We start from the raw sequence: 18,495 nt of genomic DNA, 5'->3' as shown, positions 1-18,495 counted from the left end.
TCAGCCCTCGACGCCGAGCGTGGTGAGGATGAGCTCGCGCGCCTTCGCCGCGTCGGCCTGGCCGCGCATCTTCTTCATCACCTGGCCGATGAGGGCACCCACCGCCTGGGTCTTGCCGCCGCGGATCTTCTCCACGACGTCGCCGTTCTCGGCGATGACCTCGTCGACAGCGGTCTGCAGCGCGCCGTCGTCCTGGACCAGCTCCAGGCCGCGGGCGTCGGCGACCTGGGTCGGCGCGCCCTCGCCGGCCAGGACGCCGTCCAGCGTCTGCCGCGCCATCGAGTCGTTGAGCCGGCCACCGGTGACGAGGCCGTCGAGCTCGGCGACGTGGGCGGGGGTGACCCCCAGGTCGAGCAGGTCGACAGCGCCTCCCTCCGCACCCGCGGTCTTGGCCCGGCGGGCCAGCTCGCCCATCCACCACTTGCGCGCGGCGGCGGGCGTCGCGCCGGCGGCGACGGTCTCCTCGATGACCTCGACCGCGCCGGCGTTGACGACGTCGCGCATCTCGAGATCGGCATACCCCCACTCCCCCTGCAGCCGCCGGCGCCGCTCGGCGGGGTTCTCCGGGAGGGTGGCGCGCAGCCGCTCGACGTCCTCGCGGGTCGGGGCGACCGGCACCAGGTCGGGCTCGGGGAAGTAGCGGTAGTCGTCGGCGTCCGACTTGGGGCGACCGGAGGTGGTGATCCCGGTGTCCTCGTGCCAGTGCCGGGTCTCCTGCAGGATCGTCTCGCCGGCGTCGAGCACCGCGGCGTGCCGGGTCATCTCGTAGCGCACCGCCCGCTCCACCGAGCGCAGGCTGTTGACGTTCTTGGTCTCGGTGCGGGTGCCGAAGCGCTCGCCACCGGTCGGCATGAGCGAGACGTTGGCGTCGCAGCGCAGCGAGCCCTGCTCCATCTTGACGTCGGAGACGTCCAGCGCGCGCAGCAGGTCGCGTAGCGCGCCGACGTAGGCGCGCGCGACCTCCGGGGCCCGCTCGCCCGCGCCGGTGAGCGGCTTGGTGACGATCTCGATGAGCGGGATGCCGGCGCGGTTGTAGTCGACGAGGCTGTGAGAGGCGCCGTGGATGCGCCCGGTCGAGCCGCCGACGTGGGTCGACTTGCCGGTGTCCTCCTCCATGTGCGCCCGCTCGATCTCGACGCGGAAGGTGAAGGGCTCCTCGTCGACCCCGTCACGCGGGGGCACCTCGACGTCCAGATGGCCCTCGAAGGCGATCGGCTCGTCGTACTGGCTGGTCTGGAAGTTCTTCGGCATGTCCGGGTAGAAGTAGTTCTTCCGGGCGAAGCGGCACCACTGCGCGATCTCGCAGTTGAGCGCCAGGCCGATCCGGATCGCCGACTCCACCGCGGTGCCGTTGACCACCGGCAGCGCGCCGGGCAGGCCCAGGCACACCGGGCAGGTCTGGGTGTTGGGCTCGGCCCCGAACTCGGTCGCGCACCCGCAGAACATCTTGGTCGCGGTGCCCAGCTCGACGTGCACCTCGAGCCCGATCACCGGCTCGTAGCGGGTCACCAGGTCCTCGAACGGGACGACGGCCTCGCGGGTCGCGGTCGTGCTCATGCTTCCACCTCGATCTCGGGAGCCTGCTCGATGACGTAGCCGCCGTGCACCTCGCGCAGCCTGGCCTCCAGGGCCGCGCCGACGGCATACAGGCGCTGGTCCTGCATCGCGGGGGCGAGGATCTGCAGCCCGGCGGGCAGACCGTCCTCGTCGGCGGTGCCGGACGGGATCGACATACCGGGCACCCCGGCGAGGTTGGCGGGGATCGTCGCGATGTCGTTGAGATACATCGCCATCGGGTCCTGCGTCTTGTCGCCGATCGGGAAGGCCGTGGTCGGCGCGGTCGGGCTGACCAGCACGTCGACCTGCTCGAAGGCGGCCTCGAAGTCGCGGGCGATGAGGGTGCGGACCTTCTGCGCCTGGCCGTAGTAGGCGTCGTAGTATCCGCTGGACAGCGCATACGTGCCCAGGATGATGCGCCGCTTCACCTCGTCGCCGAAGCCGGCTTCGCGGGAGGCACCCATGACCTGCTCGGCACTCGGGCTGCCGTCCGGCACCTCGCGCAGGCCGTAGCGCATCGCGTCGTAGCGGGCCAGGTTGCTGCTCGCCTCGGAGGGGAGGATGAGGTAGTAGGCGGCCATGGCATACCCGAAGTGCGGGCAGGAGACCTCGGTGATCTCGGCGCCGAGCGCGCGCAGCTGCTCCAGCGCCTCGTCGAAGCGGGCTTGCACGCCGGCCTGGAAGCCCTCGCCGCTGATCTCGCGCACCACGCCGACCCGCAGGCCGGTCAGGTCACCCGCGGCGCTCGCGCCGACGACGTCGGGGACCGGCGCGTCGACCGAGGTGGAGTCCAACGGGTCGTGCCCGGCGATGACCTCGTGCAGGAGCGCGGCGTCGGCGACGGTGCGGGCGCACGGGCCGATCTGGTCCAGGCTCGAGGCGAGCGCGATGACGCCGTAGCGGCTGACCGCGCCGTAGGTCGGCTTGGTGCCGACCGTGCCGGTGACCGCGGCGGGCTGGCGGATCGAACCGCCGGTGTCGGAGCCGATCGCCAGCGGCGCGAGGTATGCCGCGACCGCCGCGCTGCTGCCGCCGCCGGACCCGCCGGGGATGCGGGAGAGGTCCCACGGGTTGCGGGTCGGGCCGAAGGCGGAGTGCTCGGTGGAGGAGCCCATGGCGAACTCGTCCATGTTGGTCTTGCCGAGGATGGGCATCCGGGCCTCGCGCAGCCGGGTCACGATGGTGGCGTCGTAGGGCGGCACGAAGCCCTCCAGCATGCGGCTGCCCGCGGTGGTGGCCAGACCCTGGGTGCAGGCGATGTCCTTGACCGCGACCGGGACGCCGGCGAGGCGGGGCAGCTCCTCCCCCGCGGCGCGGGCCGCGTCGACCTCGGCTGCCGTGGCGAGCGCGCCCTCGGCGTCGACGAGCAGGAAGGCGTGGAGCGTCGGGTCGAGGCGCGCGATGCGATCGAGGTGGGCCTGGGTCAGCTCGACCGAGGTGATGGTCCCGGCGGCGAGCCGGTCGGTCATCTCGACCGCGGTGAGCCGGGTGAGGTCGGCGTCGGCCGACCCCCCGCCCGACGCGGCGTGGGTGGTGGTGTCGCTCATCTCACTCCTCGTCCAGGATGCGCGGCACCGCGAAGCGGTCGTCCTGCGCCTGCGGAGCGTTGGCCAGGGCCTGCTCGCGGGTCAGGCTCGGGCGCACCTCGTCCGGGCGGGTGACGTTGGTCAGCGGCATCGGGTGGGACATCGGGGGCACGTCGGCAGAGGCCACCTCGCCGACCTGGCCCACCCAGTCGACGATCTGGTCGAGCTGGCCGGCGAAGCGGTCGAGCTCGGCGTCCTCGAGCTGGATGCGGGCCAGCATGGCGACGTGCGCGACGTCCTCGCGCGAGAGGTTGGACATGGCCGCCAGTCTAGGTCGCGCGCGTTGCGGCCCTGTTGCCCGGCACCGGGGGCGGGCGCGCGCATACCCCTGGGCCCGACCTGAGCAGAGTCGTGCACCGGGACGGGACCACGCCACGGTGACCGGCGACCCGACCTGGGCAAGGTTGCGCACCGGGACACGGACCTGGGCAAGGTTGAGCACCTCAGGCAGCACTCTCGACGCGGTATGCCGTGCACAACCTTGCCCAGGTCCGTCCAGGGGCTCAGTGAGCGCGCCATGGCCGGAAAAGCCGTCGCCGGCTGCCCGGGAGCCCGGTAGCGTCGCCGCGTGAGCACCGACCTGACCCATACCCCGGACGCGGAGGACTTCCGTGCGCTGGCGCGCAGCGCGCCGTGGCGCTTCACGACGCTGCACTGGACCCACCGCGCGCAGGACGGTGGCACCGTGGCGCGGGACGAGCCGGCGCAGGCCTGGCTGGACCGGGAGGAGCCGCGGCTCACGGTGCGGCACGGGCGGGAGGTCTTCACCGACACCGAGGTGCCGTACGGCACGGCTGTGGGCTTCGCCTGGGAGCCCGGGGAGGAACGCCCCTCTGGGCCCCCTCCGCCCTACGTCCCGCCCGGCCGGGACGAGGGCGTGACCTTCCGCGAGGACGGGCTGGTCTCGGCGAGGCCCCGGGGCTGGCACCAGGACCACTCCGACCCGATGTGGGGCGACTACCGGTGGACCGCCATGCTCGACCCGGTCGAGCTGGCCGACGGCCTGCTGCCGGGTGAGCAGCCGGACGGCGGCGTGCCGGGCGTCGGGGTGACCGAGGTCGCTGAGGTCGAGCTGCGGGGGCGTCGCACCTGGCAGGCGGTATGCCGTCCGCTCGTCGACACCTACGACCCCCGGTGCGGCTGCTGCCCGCTGCTGGACAGCGTGGCCAGCCGGCTGCTGGAAAACGGCCCCGACGACCCCACCCTGGCGACGCCGCGGGAGAGCCTGCCGACGGCATACCTCGTGATCCTCGACGTGCGGACCGGGATCGTCGTGGACGTCTCCCCGCAGGACGGCGACGGGACCGGCAACAGCTTCGGCAACGAGGACCACGCCGTCGACGAGCCGCTCAGGCCGCCAGCGGCTCGCTGACCAGGCTCCGAACCGTCTCGGCCACGGCCGCCAGGACGTCGGCCTCAAGCAGGTCCTCACCGTCGAAGGCCTCCAGCGAGGAGCCGAGCCCCACGGTGGCCTCGAGCGGCCGGGCACCGGCCACGGTGAGCACGCGGACGGCGTCCTCGCGGGCCCACTGCGCGGCGCGCGGTGACGCGGCCGCGCCCAGAACGGCCACCGGCATACCCGCGAGCGGCGCCGAGCCGCGGGGGCGGGACGCCCAGTCGATGGCGTTCTTGAGCACGCCCGGCAGGCTGCCGTTGAACTCGGGGGTGACGACCAGCACCGCATCGGCGGCGGCCACCTCCGCGCGGAACGTCGTCACGGCCTCGGGCACGTCGTCGCCGTCGAGGTCCTGGTCGTAGTGCGGCAACAGCGCGGGCAGCACGCTGACGTGGGCCGCAATGCCTGCCGGGAGCTGGGCGATCGCCGCCTCGGCCAGCCGCCGGTTGGACGAGTCGGCGCGCAGGCTGCCGAGGAGGACGAGCAGGGTCGTGGGGGTGGTCTGGTCGCTCACCAGGGCGTCAACCACCACCCGGCACGGGACATTCCGGACGGGGCGTCGACCACCCGCCGGTCGTGCTCTGTGCCGACGGTCGCCCGGTGGAGCGCGCGCTGCGGCGGCACCGTCTCATCGAGGCCGACCTGCACGAGGCCGCGCGCGGTGCCGGGCACGGGTCGCTCGAGCCGGTGCACACCATCCTGCTGCTTCGGGAGGGCGGCCTCGGCGTCATCACGCACGACAGCATCGGCGACGCCTCCAGCGTCCGGCCGTTCACGGAGCAGGGGCGCGGCTGAGAGCTCCTCCCGCTCGTCGTGAGCGCCGGCGGTGGGCATCAGGCGGCCTGCAGCCGCTCCTTGACCAGTCGCGGGTCCGGGTTGGTGTGGGGTATGCCGTCGATCACCACGGTGGGCACCGTCTCGTTGCCGTCGTTGACGCTGCGGACGAAGGCGGCGGCGTCCTCGTCGTCCCAGATGTTGACCCAGGTGGCGCGCTCCCGCAGGCTCCCCAGCCGTGCCTTGAGCATGGCGCAGAAGCCGCATCCCGGACGCCAGTAGACGACCACGTCGCTGCGCGGGTCCTCCTCGGCCATCGCGGCCACCTCCTCCTGGGTCGTGCCCCCGCGGCCGCGCCAGGGCGAGGTCCACCAGGCGATCCCGAGAGCCAGGACACCGTAGCCCACCGCCGCCAGACGCGAGCCGTCGCGGTAGAGGTCCACCGCCACCAGGGCCAGCAGCACGACGAGAACGATCCAGAGAGGTCGAGAGCGCATACCTCCATGATGGCTCCCGCGCCCTGGCGGCGGATCGCCCGCGGGACGGATCCCGTCACCGGGAGCCCTACCCTGAGCCGGTGACGGATCAGCCGCAGGGTGGATATCTGGACCGGCGCTCGCCGCGCGGCCGGGCGATGCTCGCCGCCGTGACCCTTGGGTCGGGGGTGGCGATCCTCGACGGGTCGATCGTCAACGTCGCGCTGCGCACCATCGGTGAGTCGCTGTCCGCCTCGCTGCCGCAGCTGCAGTGGGTGGTGGGCGGCTACCTGCTCTCGCTCGCCTCCCTCGTGCTCGTCGCCGGTGCGCTCGGTGATCGCATCGGCCGCCGCCGGGTCTACCTCATCGGCATGGCGTGGTTCATGGTCGCCTCCGCGCTGTGCGCGCTGGCGCAGGACCCCGGCCAGCTCATCGCCGCCCGGCTCGTGCAGGGCATCGGGGCGGCGCTGCTCACGCCGGGCGCGCTGGCGCTGATCCAGGCCAGCTACGCCCCCGGCGACCGGGCGCCCGCCATCGGCACCTGGGCCGGCGTCTCCGGGATCGCCGCCGCGATCGGGCCGCTGCTGGGCGGCGCGATCGTCGACACGACGAGCTGGCGCTGGATCTTCGCGATCAACGTGCCGCTGTGCCTGGCCGTCATGGCGCTGGCGTGGTGGTCGGCACCGGAGAGCCGCGACGAGGAGTCGAGCGGCCGCTTCGACCTCGTCGGGTCGGCGCTGGTGGTCGTGACCCTCGGCGCCTCGACGTGGGCGCTCACCACCGCCGCCGAGTCCCCCACGTGGGCGCTCGGGCTGGCCTGGGTGGTGACGGCTGTCGCAGCGATGGCCTTCCTGCTGTGGAGCCGGCGGGCGTCACACCCGCTGGTGCCGCTGCACCTCTTCGGCTCCCGGGTCTTCTCCGCGGCGAACGCGATGACGCTGCTGGTCTACGGCGCGCTCGGGGCGGTCATGCTCTTCGTCGTCATCCAGCTCCAGGTCACCTCCGGGTGGTCGGCCACCGCGTCCGGGCTGGCCGGGCTGCCGGTGACGGTGGCGCTGCTGCTGCTCTCGACGCGGGCGGCGGCGCTGGCCGACCGGATCGGGCCGCGGATCCCGATGACCGTCGGCCCGATCGTCTGCGGTGTGGGGACGGTGCTCATGGTCGGCATCGGGCGCGGCACCGGATGGGTCGGGGTGGTCCCCGGCATGGTCGTCTTCGCGCTCGGGCTCGCGCTGCTCGTCTCGCCCCTCACGGCGGCGGTGCTCGCGGCGGTCGCGGACCGGTATGCCGGGCTCGCCAGCGGCATCAACAACGCCGTCGCCCGCACCGGCTCGCTGCTGTCGGTGGCGGCCCTGCCGGCGCTCGTCGGGCTCTCGGGCGACGACTACGCCGATCCCGTCGCCTTCACCGAGGGCTACCGGTGGGCGATGCTGGCCTGCACGGCGCTACTCGTGGGCGGCGGGGTCATCAGCTGGTTCGGGCTACGCACCGCCGAGCAGACGGAGCAGCAACCGGTCTGAGCCGTGCCACCGGCCGGGGAATGCCTGCCCCGGCGAGACTTCCACGGTCATCTCCGATCGGGGCGCCAGCGTCGCAGCAGCCCACCGTTATGATCGGGAGGCAACTGAGTAACGGGGAGGAGTCACCATGACCTTTGCCGGAGGGGACCCGGACGCGCTGACCAGTGAGGCTCGCATGCTCACACATGTAGGCAATGACATCCGCACCGACGCCTTGCGCGTCGTTGGACTGGGCAAAGAGGACGGCGGTCTGGCTGGCGACGGCGGCATCGGCGACGCCATCATCCGCGCGACGTCGGCTATCGGCGGGGTGCTCAACGGGTCGCGTACCCTAGCCCGTGGCTTTCCTCGCTCAACGAAGACGAGCGAGAGGCTGCCACGAGCGCCGCGCTCCGGTCTCTCAAGGCTCGGCAGTTGTTCGACGCCGACCTGGTCGAAGACGCCTACGAGACCTGGGTCGAACCACATCTCGCCGCGCTCCTCACGATGCGGCGCGGCGCCGAGGCCCCGCTCGCCGACGCCCTCGGGGTGACGAGCGTGACCCGCGTGGAGGTCGTCGGTGAGAGGACGACCAGCGGCCTGGGGGTCATCGTCTCCCCTGAGTTCACCGTCGTGTCGCAAGAGTTGGCGGAGGGCTCCACCATCCGCTACCGCAGCGTCGACGACGCCGAGCCGCGCTCGGCCCTGCACACTCTGCTGCGCCCGACGTCGGGATCCTCCCACGAGGGGGAAGAGGACGGGTGAGTCGCTTCGAGGAGTTCAACGACGTCGATCCTGACACTCTCCTGCGGATCCGCGGACTTCTGGAGCTGACTCCGGCGGACATGGGTCCAGAGCTCGCGACCTTCCGGGCGACACCGGGCTGGAGGGGAACCACTCTGGTCGTCCTTGCACCGGCGGCGCTGCTGCTCCTGATGCCGCTGGCCCCCGACGCGATCGGCCGTTGGTTGGCGGTGCTCGCGGCTGGTGCGCTGTTGCTGGCCACCGGAGCCTTCTGGGTCCGAGGCTGGTCAGAGCAGCACCGGGTGTGCCGCCACGGGCTCGTGCTGGGGCGCCGTGGGGAGTATGCCGTGCCGTGGTCGACGCTCGACCCGGGGCGGGTGCGCCTCATTCGTCGAGCCAACTTCATCACCCGTTATGGCATCCGACCGGGTCCTCTGCTGCGCCCCGGCGAGACCCTCGGCCACGCCCTTCTGGTCAACGGTGTGGACGCCACCCCGGCTGGCCAGGCGCGCCTGGTCATGAACGAGCGACTGCACCGAGAGAGCGGCGGAGCCGATGCGGACCTGACCTGCTTCGATCGGTGGTTCCTGGCGGGTCGGCACGCCCCGGACCTGCTCCGCGCCATGGAGGAGGCCATGGTCGCCGACGGCTACTCCGCCACCGGCCTGACCGACGCGGTCCTGGCCCGTCCCCTCGTCCTGCGCTGGGCGCCCGAGGCGCACCCGAGCGGCATACCGGGCGAGTGGCTGAGCCCGCTGCGCCGCATCACCGACCCGGTCCTCGGTGTCGACGCGCTCTGACGGCCCCGTCTATCAGGCCTCGCCCGACGCCAGCAGCCGCGCGAAGCCCTCCTCGTCGAGCACCGGGACCCCCAGCTCCTCGGCCTTGGCGGCCTTGGACCCGGCGTTGGCGCCGACGACGACGTAGTCGGTCTTCTTGCTCACCGACCCGGCCGCCTTGCCGCCGCGGGCGATGATCGCCTCCTTGGACTCGTCCCGCGAGAAACCCTCGAGCGAGCCGGTCACGACCACCGTCTTCCCCTCCAGCGTGCGCTCGATCGAGGCGTCACGCTCGTCCGCCATGCGCACCCCGTCGGCGGCCCACTGCTCGACGACCTCCCGGTGCCAGTCGACGTCGAACCACGCGACCACCGACTCGGCGATGATCTGGCCCACCCCCTCGGTCGCGGCCAACTCCTCCACGGAGGCCGACCGGATGGCCTCCATCGACCCGAACTCGGTCGCGAGCGCCCGCGCCGCCGTCGGCCCCACGTGCCGGATCGACAGTGCCACGAGCACCCGCCAGAGCGGCTGGTCCTTCGCCCCGCGCAGGTGCGCCAGCAGCCGCTCGCCGTTGGCGGAGAGCACCCGGCCCTCGACCACGGTCTCCGGCGGGTCCGCCTTCTTGGCCGACCGGGTGAACAGCGGCACCGCCACGAGGCGCTCGCGGTCCGCGCGCTCCTCCTCGGCGGTGGGCGGCTGCTCCGGGGTGCCGTGGGCCAGCCCGAACAGGCCCGCCTCGTTGCGGATGACCCCGGCGTCCAGCAGCGCGGTGACGCCCTCGTAGCCCAGCGCCTCGATGTCGAAGCCGCCCCGCCCGGCCAGGCTGAAGAGCCGCTCCCGCAGCTGTGCCGGGCACTCCTTGCTGTTGGGGCAGCGGATGTCCTTGTCGCCCTCCCTCTGGGCGGCCAGCTCGGTGCCGCACGAGGGGCAGTGCGTCGGCATGACGAACTCCCGCTCGTCCCCGGTGCGCAGGTCGGCCACCGGCCCGAGGATCTCGGGGATGACGTCGCCGGCCTTGCGCAGCACGACGGTGTCGCCGATGAGCACGCCCTTGCGGCGGACCTCGTACTGGTTGTGCAGCGTGGCCCGCTCCACGGTCGACCCGGCGACGAGCACCGGCTCCATGACGCCGTAGGGCGTGACCCGCCCGGTCCGGCCGACGTCGACCCGGATGTCGAGCAGCTTCGTGGTGACCTCCTCCGGAGGGTACTTGTAGGCGATCGCCCACCGTGGCGCCCGCGAGGTCGCGCCGAGCTGGCGCTGCACGGCCACCTCGTCCACCTTGACGACGACGCCGTCCAGCTCATGCTCGACGTCGTGCCGGTGCTCGCCGTAGTAGTGGACGATCTCGTGCACCTCGGCGGGTGTGGCGACGACCTTCGCCCGCTCGCTGACCGGCATACCCCACGCCTTGAGCACGGCGTAGGCCTGTGACTGCTCGGTGATGTCGAAGCCTTGGCGTGCGCCGATGCCGTGCACCAGCATGCGCAGCGGGCGGCTGGCGGAGACGCGCGGGTCCTTCTGCCGCAGCGACCCGGCCGCCGAGTTGCGCGGGTTGGCGAAGGGCGGCTTGCCGGCCTCGACGAGGGAGGCGTTGAGCTCGGCGAAACCCTCGAGCGGGAAGAAGACCTCGCCGCGGATCTCGACCAGCTCGGGAATGGGTATGTCCTCGCCCTCGCCCTGGTCCTCCGGCGGGGTCAGCCGGTGCGGCACCCCCTCGATGGTGCGGACGTTGAGGGTGACGTCCTCCCCGGTGCGGCCGTCGCCGCGGGTGAGGGCCTGCGTCAGGACGCCGTCCTGGTAGAGCAGGTTGACCGCCAGTCCGTCGATCTTGAGCTCGCAGAGGTAGTGCACCTCCGCACCGCCGGCCTCGCGCTCGACCCGCTCGAACCACTCGTCCAGCTCCTGCGGCGAGAAGGCATTGTCGAGGCTGAGCATGCGCTCGCGGTGGTCGACCGCGGTGAACTCGGTGGAGAAGGTGCCGCCGACCTGCTGGGTCGGGCTCTCCGGCGTCCGCAGCGTGGGGTATGCCTCCTCCAGCTCCTCCAGCTCGCGCAGCAGCGCGTCGAACTCGCCGTCGCTGACGGTGGGTGCGTCGCGGACGTAGTAGGCGAACTGGTGGCCCCGGATCTGCTCGGCGAGCTCGGTCGCGCGGCGCCGCGCGTCCTCGGGCGGCGGGGCCTCGTCGGTGGCGGCGGGGGTATGCGTCGAGGGGCTGGCGTCGGTCACGTGCTCATTGTGCTGCACGCCACCGACACCAGCCCCTCGTGCTGGTCGGTCAGACCCGGCTCAGCTGGTGCTCTTGAAGTAGGCGGTCGACTCCTTCTTCCACAGCATGAAGACGATGACCGCCGCGAGGACAGCGCTGACCAGCGACACGACGAGGTTGAGCGTGCCGCCCGCCGCGGAGCCCGGCATCATGCTCGTGCCGATGAGGCTGAGCAGGGTCGTCACCACGTTGATGACACCGAGGATGGTCGCGACGATGCGCGCCCAGCTCTTGCCCTTGCCGTTGAGGAAGCCCATGAGGAACCAGATGGCGGCGATGATGATCGCCGTCACGAGGCCGATGATGGGAGCGCTGGAGACCGAGGCGTCCACGATGGCCGGGTCGACCGCCTGACCAGAGGCCTCGAGCTGCTCCTCGACCTGCTGGCGCAGCTGGTCCTCCGGGGTGGTGAGCGCCAGGATGCCGCTGACGAGCGCCAGGGCACCACCGACATACATGAGCTTCTCGGCCAGACCCACCGAGCCCGGCTTGGCGACCGGACCGCCGTGGCCCGCGCCGGCGTTGTCGTAGCTGGGCGCCGACTGGTAGCCGCCCTCGGGCTGCGGCGCGTTCGGGTCGTGCTGGTACGGGTCCTGGCCCGGGTTCTGCGTCATGATTCCCCTTCCGTGGAGCGTGCCGGTGCGCACGCGTGACGCCCGTAGCCTAGCGGGACGGGTGTGATTCAGGCGTCAGCACGCTCAGCGAGCCTGAGCGCACTCTGGACGAGCCCGCGCGTCGCGTCGAGCGCATCGTCCGGCGCGGCGGAGGCCAGTCCGCACGGCGGGGTCAGACCGACCTCGGCGAGAGCGGCCGGTGACAGCCCCACCTCCTGCCACCGACGCAGCAACGGCTCGGCAGGATCCGGTGACCACGGGTCCACACCGGCCCACAGTCGCACGCCGCCCTCCACCGCCGCGGCGACCTGCTCGAAGCGGCCACGCCCCACCTGCTCCGGGTCGAGCGCGACGAAGTCGGCGCCGCTCCCGGCCAGCACGTCGACCGGCGGGTCGGAGGCGCAGGTGTGCACACCGCATACCTCGCCGGTGGGCTGGTCGAGCACCTGCCGCAGCAGCGTCACCACCTCGCCCCGCTCGGGGCTGCGCAGCACGCGATAACCGGACTCCGACCGGATCCGCCCGGCCAGCACCGCGGTGAGCGAGGGCTCGTCGACCTGCAGCATCAGCTCGGCGCCCGGCACGAGCGACTGCACCCGCGTCAGGTATGCCGCAACCCCCTCGGTCAGCGACGCCGCCACGTCGCGGGTCGCGCCGGGGTCGTCGAGCACCCGGTCGCCGAGCGGGCGCCACAGCGAGGCGGCCAGCGTCCACGGCCCGGCGACCTGCACCTTGAGCGGTCCGGCGTAGCCGTCGAAGGCCTCGGCCAGCTCGTCGAGATCCTGGGTGAGCAGCGACCCGGCCCGCTCGGCGTCGCGGCCTGGGCGGTCGACCAGCCGCCACCCCTGCGGCTGCAGGTCCACCGGCAGGTCGACGAGCAGGTGCGCGGCCCGGCCGATCATGTCGGCACTCGGGCCGCGGGCAGGCAGTTCCGGGAGGTAGGGGACGGTCGAGACGCCGTCGTGCTGCACGTCGCCGAGCTGGCCCCGGATCACCCGCAGCGCCTCGCGCACGTCGGTGCCGGGCCAGGATCCGATGCCGGTGACGTCGACCACGGCGCTCACTGTAGACGGTGGCGCCGGGCGACATCGGCACGCCGCGCGCGGGCTCTCAGCCGGTCGGACTCTCGGTGCGGAAGAAGTCTCGCGCCGGCCGCACCCACATCAGCACCAGGACACCGACCGAGATGAGGATCTCCGGGACCGTGAGCAGCAGATCCGTCGCCGTGGGAGCGACCACGGGCCAGATGAGCCACGAGAGAGTCGTCACGAGCGTGAAGACCGCGAGCACCGAGACCACCCAGCGCGCCCAGCTCATCCCTGCCCCGACGCACCCCGCCAGGACCAGCCAGAGGGCGGCCACGACGCCGCCCCAGAGCAGGGCCCCGACGAGCAGCGACGGGTCTCCCGGCCCGCGCTCCGCACCGGCCCAGATCGTGACCTGACGCACCACCGCGAGGGCTGCGCCGGCGTACATCAACCACTGCGCCCAGCGCACCTGCGCCGGTCGCCGCCGGGCCCACTCCGCGCGGGTCTGTGCCACGATCGCGTCGACGCCGTCCGACGAGACAGCTCTGTCGTCCTTCATCCCACTGTCCATGTCTCCTCCTCGAGACCAGCCCCGGTGACCGGGCCTGCTCCCCTCTGACGGTGACGGGGCCGGACGGGTTCCTCCCGTGCACTCACGCCAGCAGGCTGACGACCACGGCCAGCACGACCGTGTTGAAGACGAAGGCGACCAACGTGTGCACCGTCGCGGTGCGACGCACGTCCGGCGTGCGGAGGTCGACATCGGTCGTGCCGAAGGTGCTCGACACCGCGACCGCGAGGTAGACGTAGTCGAGGAACTCACGGTCAACCTCCTGCGGGGTCGCTGGGAAGCCCAGAGCGGCGCCGTCGCTCTGGACGTCCTCGACCAGGTAGGCCACGGTGAACGAGACCGCCACGGTCGTCCACGCCGCCACCACCAGCAGCACCGCGAGCCAGGTCCGCGCCGCCGGACCGAGCGAGGTCGTCAACAGCTCCCCCGGCAACCACAGGACGGTGACCAGCAGGGCGGTCGCACCGACGAAGATGGACATGCCGGGCCCGGGCGCGGTGCCGAGCAGGTAGCGCTGTGCCCAGGTGCCGCGGTCCTCGGTCTGTGCCCAGGTGTGCACCTGGCGGCGGGTCGAGCGGGCGAAGGCCACCAGGGTCACCCCGGTGTACAGGATGAGGTAGGCGATGAACCAGATCACGACGGTGTCGTAGTTGAGCCGGTCACCGTCGGCCTCGACCACACCGAACCTGACGGCGAGGAACACGACGAGCACGCCCAGCGGCGACACCAGGACGACGCGGCGGACCTCGGACAACCACCACCTGGGCTCCAGCATCCGGATCATCCTGCGGCCCTCCCCGTGCTCGCGATGGTGGCCGACCCCACCACCCTCGTCCCGTCGTAGAGCACCACGGACTGTCCGGGCGCGACGCCCCGGATCCGCTCGTCGAGCCGCACCGTGACCCGCTCCGGTATGCCCTCATCCCCCTGCGTCCCCACGCTCACCCGGGCAGCGTACTCCTGGCCGTGGGCCCGGATCTGCGCCCCCAGGGCCAGCTCGGTGCCGACCGGCGGTGGCGCACCGCACCAGCGCAGGTGGTCGCCTTCGACGAGGTCCACGCCGAGCAGCTCCTCCGGGCCGACGACGACGGTGTTGGTGCGGGTGTCGGTGGAGACGACATACCGCTTGCTGCCGTCGGCGGGCGGGACCTTGAGCCCCAGACCACGCCGCTGCCCGACGGTGTAGCCGTGCGCGCCCCCGTGCTCGCCCAGCACCTCCCCCTCGGCGTCGACGATCGGCCCCGGCTCGGCGCCGAGCCGCTTCGCGAGGTAGCCGCGGGTGTCGCCGTCGGCGATGAAGCAGATGTCGTGGCTGTCCGGCTTCTTCGCGACCGAGAACCCGCGCCGCCGCGCCTCGTCCCTGATCTGCGGCTTGGTGGTGTCGCCCAGCGGGAAGAAGCTGCGGGCCAGCTGGTCGGCGTCGAGCACACCGAGGACGTACGACTGGTCCTTCGCAAGGTCGACCGCGCGGTGCAGCTCGCGGCGCACCCCGCCCGGCGCGAGGCGTCCTCGTGCTCCTCGATCTGGGCGTAGTGCCCGGTGGCGACCGCGTCGAAGCCGAGCGCGAGCGCCTTGTCCAGCAGCGCGGCGAACTTGATCTTCTCGTTGCACCGCAGGCAGGGGTTCGGGGTGCGGCCGGCGGCATACTCCCGCTCGAAGTCCTCGACCACGTCCTCGCGGAAGCGCTGCGCCATGTCCCAGACGTAGAACGGGATGCCGAGCCGGTCGGCGACCCTGCGCGCGTCCCCGGCGTCCTCGATCGTGCAGCAGCCGCGCGCCGACTCGCGCAGGGTGGAGGCGGACTGGGCGAGCGCCAGGTGCACGCCGACGACCTCGTGACCGGCGTCGAGCATGCGCGCGGCGGCGACGGCGGAGTCGACCCCGCCGCTCATGGCGGCGACGACCCGCATCAGGCGCTCCTCGCCGGGGTGCTCGGGCGGCGGCTCGCGGCGTGCGCGCGCCGGGCGCGGTCGAGGGCGGGCGGCAGCGCGGCGAGGAAGGCGTCGACGTCGGCCTGGCTCGACCCGTGCCCGAGGGTGAGCCGCAGCGCACCTCGCGCCTGCTCCTCCGGTATGCCCATCGCCAGCAGCACGTGGCTCGGTCGCGGCACCCCGGCCTGGCAGGCGGAGCCGGTCGAGCAGGCGACGCCGGCCGCGTCGAGCAGGTAGAGCAGCGAGTCGCCCTCGCAGTCGGCGACCTGGAGATGGGCGTTGCCGGCGAGGCGTGCCGTGGTGTCGCCACGGGTCCAGGGGCCGGAGACGCTGATGCCGGGGTCGAGGGCGAGTGCGCCCTCGACCAGGCCGTCGCGGAGCCGGGCGAGGTGCAGCGCGTGGCTCTCCTGGTGCTCCGCGGCGTGCGTGACGGCGAGCGCGAGACCGGCGATGGCCGGGGTGTCGAGCGTGCCCGAGCGCAGTCCGCGCTCCTGGCCACCGCCGTGGGTCAGCGGCACCGGGGCCTGGTCGCGGCCGGCGGTCAGCACGCCGACCCCGAGCGGCCCGCCGACCTTGTGCCCGGTGACGACCCCCAGGTCCACCTGGCTCAGGTCGAGCGGGGCCTGGCCCAGCACCTGGACGGCGTCGGAGTGCACCGGTATGCCGTGCTCATGGACGATGGTCGCGAGCTCGGACACCGGTTGGATCGTGCCGACCTCGTTGTTGGCCCACATGACGCTGACCAGGGCGACGGTCTCAGGCCCACCGTCGGCGTCGAGCGCCTGCCGGAGCGCGTCAGCGGTGATCCTGCCCTGGGCGTCCGGCTCCACCCAGGTGACCCGGGCACCCTCGTGGGTGACCAGGTGCTCGACCGGGTCGAGGACGGCGTGGTGCTCGACGCCGCTGACGACGAGGCGGTCCCGCCGCGGGTCGCCGGCCCGTCGCGCGGCATACGTGCCCTTGACCGCGAGGTTGTCGGCCTCGGTGCCGCCGGAGGTGAAGATCACCTCGGACGGACGGACACCCAGGGCCTCCGCGACCTGCTCGCGGGACTCCTCGACCACCCGCCGCGCCCGGCGGCCCGGGTCGTGCAGCGAGCTGGCGTTGCCGGTCTGCCGCATCTCCCGCGCGACCACCTCGACCACCTCGTCCAGCACCGGCGTCGTCGCGGCGTGGTCGAGGTAGGCGTGGGCGGCCTGGGGCTGCGGGCTGGGCGGGGTGCTCATGACGGTCAGCCAGTCTACGAGCGGCCGGTCGGGTCGGGCGCACCCGCGCGCGGGACGGGTCGCGCCCTCGTCAGGCTGGGGCATACCGCGACCCTGCGGCGACCTGGGCAAGGCTGTGCACCAGAAGCAGCGCTCTCGACGCCGTCCGCGGTGCGCAACCGTGCCCAGGTCATCCCGAGGGGTCGCTTCCCCCGGTATGCCGGGTGCCCGACTCAGCCCTTGTGCTGCTGCACCTTCTCGGCCGCCTGCGGCAGGACGGTGAACAGGTCGCCGACGACGCCGAAGTCCACGAGCTCGAAGATCGGGGCCTCCTCGTCCTTGTTGACGGCGACGATGGCCTTCGAGGTCTGCATGCCGGCGCGGTGCTGGATCGCGCCGGAGATGCCGGCCGCGACATACAGCTGCGGGCTGACCGAGACGCCGGTCTGGCCGACCTGGTGCGAGTGCGGGTACCACCCGGCGTCGACGGCGGCGCGGGACGCCCCGACCGCGGCGCCGAGGGAGTCGGCGAAGGACTCGACCGGGCCGAAGTCGCCGCCGGTGCCGCGCCCGCCGGAGACGACGATCGAGGCCTCGGTCAGCGAGGGCCGGTCCGACTTCTCCTTCTCCGCCCGGGCGGTGACCCGGGCCGCCCGCGCCACCTCGGACACCTCGACCGAGACGGCCTCCTCAGCCGGGCTGGCGGGGGCCTCCTCGGCGCTGATGCTGTTGGGCTTGACGGTGACGACCGGGGTGCCGCGGGTGACGGTGGTGGTGACCGTGTAGTTGCCGGCGAAGACCGACTGCGTCGTGCCGACACCGCCGTCGACCGGCTGCACGTCGACCGCGTCGGTGACGATGCCGGACCCGGTCTTGATCGCGAGCCGCCCGGCGACCTCCTTGCCGTCGTTGGTCGAGGCGACCAGGACCGCGGCCGGCGAGACCCGGCCGACGAGGTCGGCCAGCAGCTCGGCGACGGGCGCGACGAGGTGGTCGGTGTAGACGGCGTCCTCGGCGAGGTAGACCTTGGCGGCGCCGTAGCGCGCGAGGTCCTCCTTCGCCGTGGCATAGCCCTGCCCGACGAAGACGGCCGACGGCTCACCCAGGCGACGGGCGGCGGTCAGCATCTCGGCGGTGGTCTTGCGGACGTCTCCGTCGACGTGGTCGACCAGGACGAGGACTTCACTCATGTCGATGGCTCCTTGGGATGTCGTGGTCGGGTCAGGCCAGCTTGCGGTCGGCGAGGAACTGGGCGAGCGCCTCGCCGCCCTGGCCCTCGTCGGTGACGACCTGACCGGCCTCGCGCGGCGGGCGGGCCTGGGTGTCGGTGACCATCGTCCAGGCGGCCCCGAGCCCGACCTGGGCGGCGTCGATGCCGAGGTCGTCCAGGCCCCAGGTCTCCACCGGCTTCTTCTTGGCCGCCATGATGCCCTTGAAGGAGGGGTAGCGCGGCTCGTTGATCTGGTCGGTGACCGAGACGACGGCCGGCAGGCTGGCCTCGACGGTCTCGGAGACGGACTCGTTGTCGCGCCGGATCGTCACCGACCCGCCCTCGACGGTGAGCTCGGAGGCGAAGGTGACCTGCGGCATACCCAGGCGCTCGGCGAGCATCGCCGGCACGACGGACATCACGCCGTCGGTCGAGGCCAGGCCGGTGAGGACCAGGTCGACGTCGCCGATCTTCTGGATCGCCTCGGCCAGGATCAGCGAGGTGGCGACCGAGTCCGAGCCGGCGATGGCGTCGTCGAGGACGTGCACGCCCTTGTCAGCGCCCATCTGCAGGCTCTTCTTGACGGCGGTGGCGGCGTCGTCCGGGCCCATGGTGAGCACGGTCACCTCGCCCTCGCCCGCCTCGACGATCTTCAGGGCCTCCTCGACGGCATACTCGTCCAGCTCGGAGAGGATGCCGTCCACGCCCTCACGGTCGGTGGTGTGGTCCGCCTCGAAGGCGCGGTCGCCCTGGGCGTCGGGCACGTACTTCACACAGACGACGATGTTCACTGCTCACGTCCTCGTGGTTGTGGGTGGTCGTTGACGCCATGATGCCACTTGACGCGCGCGTC

The 18,495-nt window shown here is 72.7% G+C and carries 18 protein-coding genes and 1 pseudogene; 5 read left to right on the top strand and 14 right to left on the bottom strand.

The genetic code is table 11. The features are described from left to right. From gatB to gatC, 3 genes are read right to left on the bottom strand one after another with little or no spacing between them, the layout of a single operon-like run. On the bottom strand, positions 1-1,557 hold the full coding sequence (gene gatB, locus BJF86_RS05560; protein WP_075817263.1) for an Asp-tRNA(Asn)/Glu-tRNA(Gln) amidotransferase subunit GatB: 1,557 nt from the start codon (positions 1,555-1,557) through the stop codon (positions 1-3). Then, positions 1,554-3,104, bottom strand: coding sequence for an Asp-tRNA(Asn)/Glu-tRNA(Gln) amidotransferase subunit GatA (gene gatA, locus BJF86_RS05555; protein ID WP_075817262.1), 1,551 nt, complete (start codon positions 3,102-3,104; stop codon positions 1,554-1,556). The genes gatB and gatA overlap by 4 nt, the downstream gene beginning before the upstream one ends. 1 nt (position 3,105) lies before the next feature. After that, positions 3,106-3,402: an Asp-tRNA(Asn)/Glu-tRNA(Gln) amidotransferase subunit GatC gene (gene gatC, locus BJF86_RS05550; protein ID WP_075810851.1), complete on the bottom strand. Its 297-nt coding sequence runs from the start codon at positions 3,400-3,402 to the stop codon at positions 3,106-3,108. A gap of 309 nt (positions 3,403-3,711) precedes the next feature. Here gatC and BJF86_RS05545 point away from each other — a divergent pair, with 309 nt between their 5' ends. After that, complete coding sequence (locus BJF86_RS05545) at positions 3,712-4,515, top strand: hypothetical protein (protein ID WP_075817261.1); 804 nt, start codon at positions 3,712-3,714, stop codon at positions 4,513-4,515. Here BJF86_RS05545 and BJF86_RS05540 read toward each other — a convergent pair. Continuing rightward, positions 4,493-5,053, bottom strand: coding sequence for an NADPH-dependent FMN reductase (locus tag BJF86_RS05540; RefSeq protein ID WP_237768091.1), 561 nt, complete (start codon positions 5,051-5,053; stop codon positions 4,493-4,495). The genes BJF86_RS05545 and BJF86_RS05540 overlap by 23 nt on opposite strands. An 86-nt stretch (positions 5,054-5,139) precedes the next feature. On the opposite strand from BJF86_RS05540, the gene BJF86_RS05535 reads away from it, so the two are divergent. Beyond that, complete coding sequence (locus tag BJF86_RS05535) at positions 5,140-5,334, top strand: hypothetical protein (RefSeq protein ID WP_187345593.1); 195 nt, start codon at positions 5,140-5,142, stop codon at positions 5,332-5,334. A gap of 38 nt (positions 5,335-5,372) precedes the next feature. Here BJF86_RS05535 and BJF86_RS19500 read toward each other — a convergent pair whose 3' ends face one another. Continuing rightward, positions 5,373-5,810, bottom strand: coding sequence for a glutaredoxin domain-containing protein (locus BJF86_RS19500; protein WP_075817260.1), 438 nt, complete (start codon positions 5,808-5,810; stop codon positions 5,373-5,375). A gap of 80 nt (positions 5,811-5,890) precedes the next feature. On the opposite strand from BJF86_RS19500, the gene BJF86_RS05525 reads away from it, so the two are divergent. From BJF86_RS05525 to BJF86_RS05515, 3 genes are all read left to right on the top strand, one after another. Further along, entirely contained in the window at positions 5,891-7,309 is a 1,419-nt protein-coding gene (locus tag BJF86_RS05525) for an MFS transporter (protein ID WP_237768090.1), read from the top strand. A gap of 414 nt (positions 7,310-7,723) precedes the next feature. After that, positions 7,724-8,053, top strand: coding sequence for a hypothetical protein (locus tag BJF86_RS05520; protein WP_075817258.1), 330 nt, complete (start codon positions 7,724-7,726; stop codon positions 8,051-8,053). Then, positions 8,050-8,832, top strand: a complete 783-nt coding sequence (locus tag BJF86_RS05515) for a hypothetical protein (RefSeq protein WP_075817257.1) — start codon at positions 8,050-8,052, stop codon at positions 8,830-8,832. The genes BJF86_RS05520 and BJF86_RS05515 overlap by 4 nt, the downstream gene beginning before the upstream one ends. A 12-nt stretch (positions 8,833-8,844) precedes the next feature. Here BJF86_RS05515 and ligA read toward each other — a convergent pair whose 3' ends face one another. The 9 genes and pseudogenes from ligA to BJF86_RS05470 all read right to left on the bottom strand — a co-directional run bounded on the left by ligA (position 8,845) and on the right by BJF86_RS05470 (position 18,433). Then, a complete protein-coding gene (ligA, locus tag BJF86_RS05510; protein ID WP_237768089.1) occupies positions 8,845-11,043 on the bottom strand; it encodes an NAD-dependent DNA ligase LigA in 2,199 nt (732 codons plus the stop codon). 60 nt (positions 11,044-11,103) lie between these two features. Beyond that, complete coding sequence (locus BJF86_RS05505; protein ID WP_075817255.1) at positions 11,104-11,697, bottom strand: hypothetical protein; 594 nt, start codon at positions 11,695-11,697, stop codon at positions 11,104-11,106. Between the two features lie 68 nt (positions 11,698-11,765). After that, positions 11,766-12,752 (bottom strand): methionine synthase, encoded by a 987-nt coding sequence (locus BJF86_RS05500; protein ID WP_075817401.1) that lies wholly within the window; start codon positions 12,750-12,752, stop codon positions 11,766-11,768. A 55-nt stretch (positions 12,753-12,807) separates the two neighbouring features. After that, on the bottom strand, positions 12,808-13,296 hold the full coding sequence (locus BJF86_RS05495) for a hypothetical protein (protein WP_143553696.1): 489 nt from the start codon (positions 13,294-13,296) through the stop codon (positions 12,808-12,810). An 82-nt stretch (positions 13,297-13,378) separates the two neighbouring features. Next, positions 13,379-14,071 carry a DUF1345 domain-containing protein gene (locus BJF86_RS05490; RefSeq protein WP_083652754.1) on the bottom strand — a complete coding sequence of 231 codons (693 nt, stop codon included), beginning with the start codon at positions 14,069-14,071 and terminating at the stop codon, positions 13,379-13,381. Between the two features lie 5 nt (positions 14,072-14,076). After that, positions 14,077-15,206, bottom strand: a pseudogene (mnmA, locus tag BJF86_RS05485) (tRNA 2-thiouridine(34) synthase MnmA). Next, positions 15,206-16,453 carry a cysteine desulfurase family protein gene (locus tag BJF86_RS05480; protein ID WP_075817399.1) on the bottom strand — a complete coding sequence of 416 codons (1,248 nt, stop codon included), beginning with the start codon at positions 16,451-16,453 and terminating at the stop codon, positions 15,206-15,208. Before BJF86_RS05480 ends, mnmA begins: the two are co-directional and overlap by 1 nt. Before the next feature lie 212 nt (positions 16,454-16,665). Further along, positions 16,666-17,622, bottom strand: a complete 957-nt coding sequence (locus BJF86_RS05475) for an electron transfer flavoprotein subunit alpha/FixB family protein (protein ID WP_075817252.1) — start codon at positions 17,620-17,622, stop codon at positions 16,666-16,668. A 31-nt stretch (positions 17,623-17,653) separates the two neighbouring features. Further along, positions 17,654-18,433, bottom strand: a complete 780-nt coding sequence (locus BJF86_RS05470) for an electron transfer flavoprotein subunit beta/FixA family protein (protein ID WP_075817251.1) — start codon at positions 18,431-18,433, stop codon at positions 17,654-17,656. Between the last annotated feature and the right edge of the window lie 62 nt (positions 18,434-18,495).

The sequence above is a fragment of the Serinicoccus sp. CNJ-927 genome, from assembly GCF_001942435.1.
Classification (GTDB): domain Bacteria; phylum Actinomycetota; class Actinomycetes; order Actinomycetales; family Dermatophilaceae; genus Ornithinicoccus; species Ornithinicoccus marinus.
The sequence above is the reverse complement of the archived record's forward strand: the minus strand, read 5'-3'. Positions and strand labels throughout refer to the sequence as shown.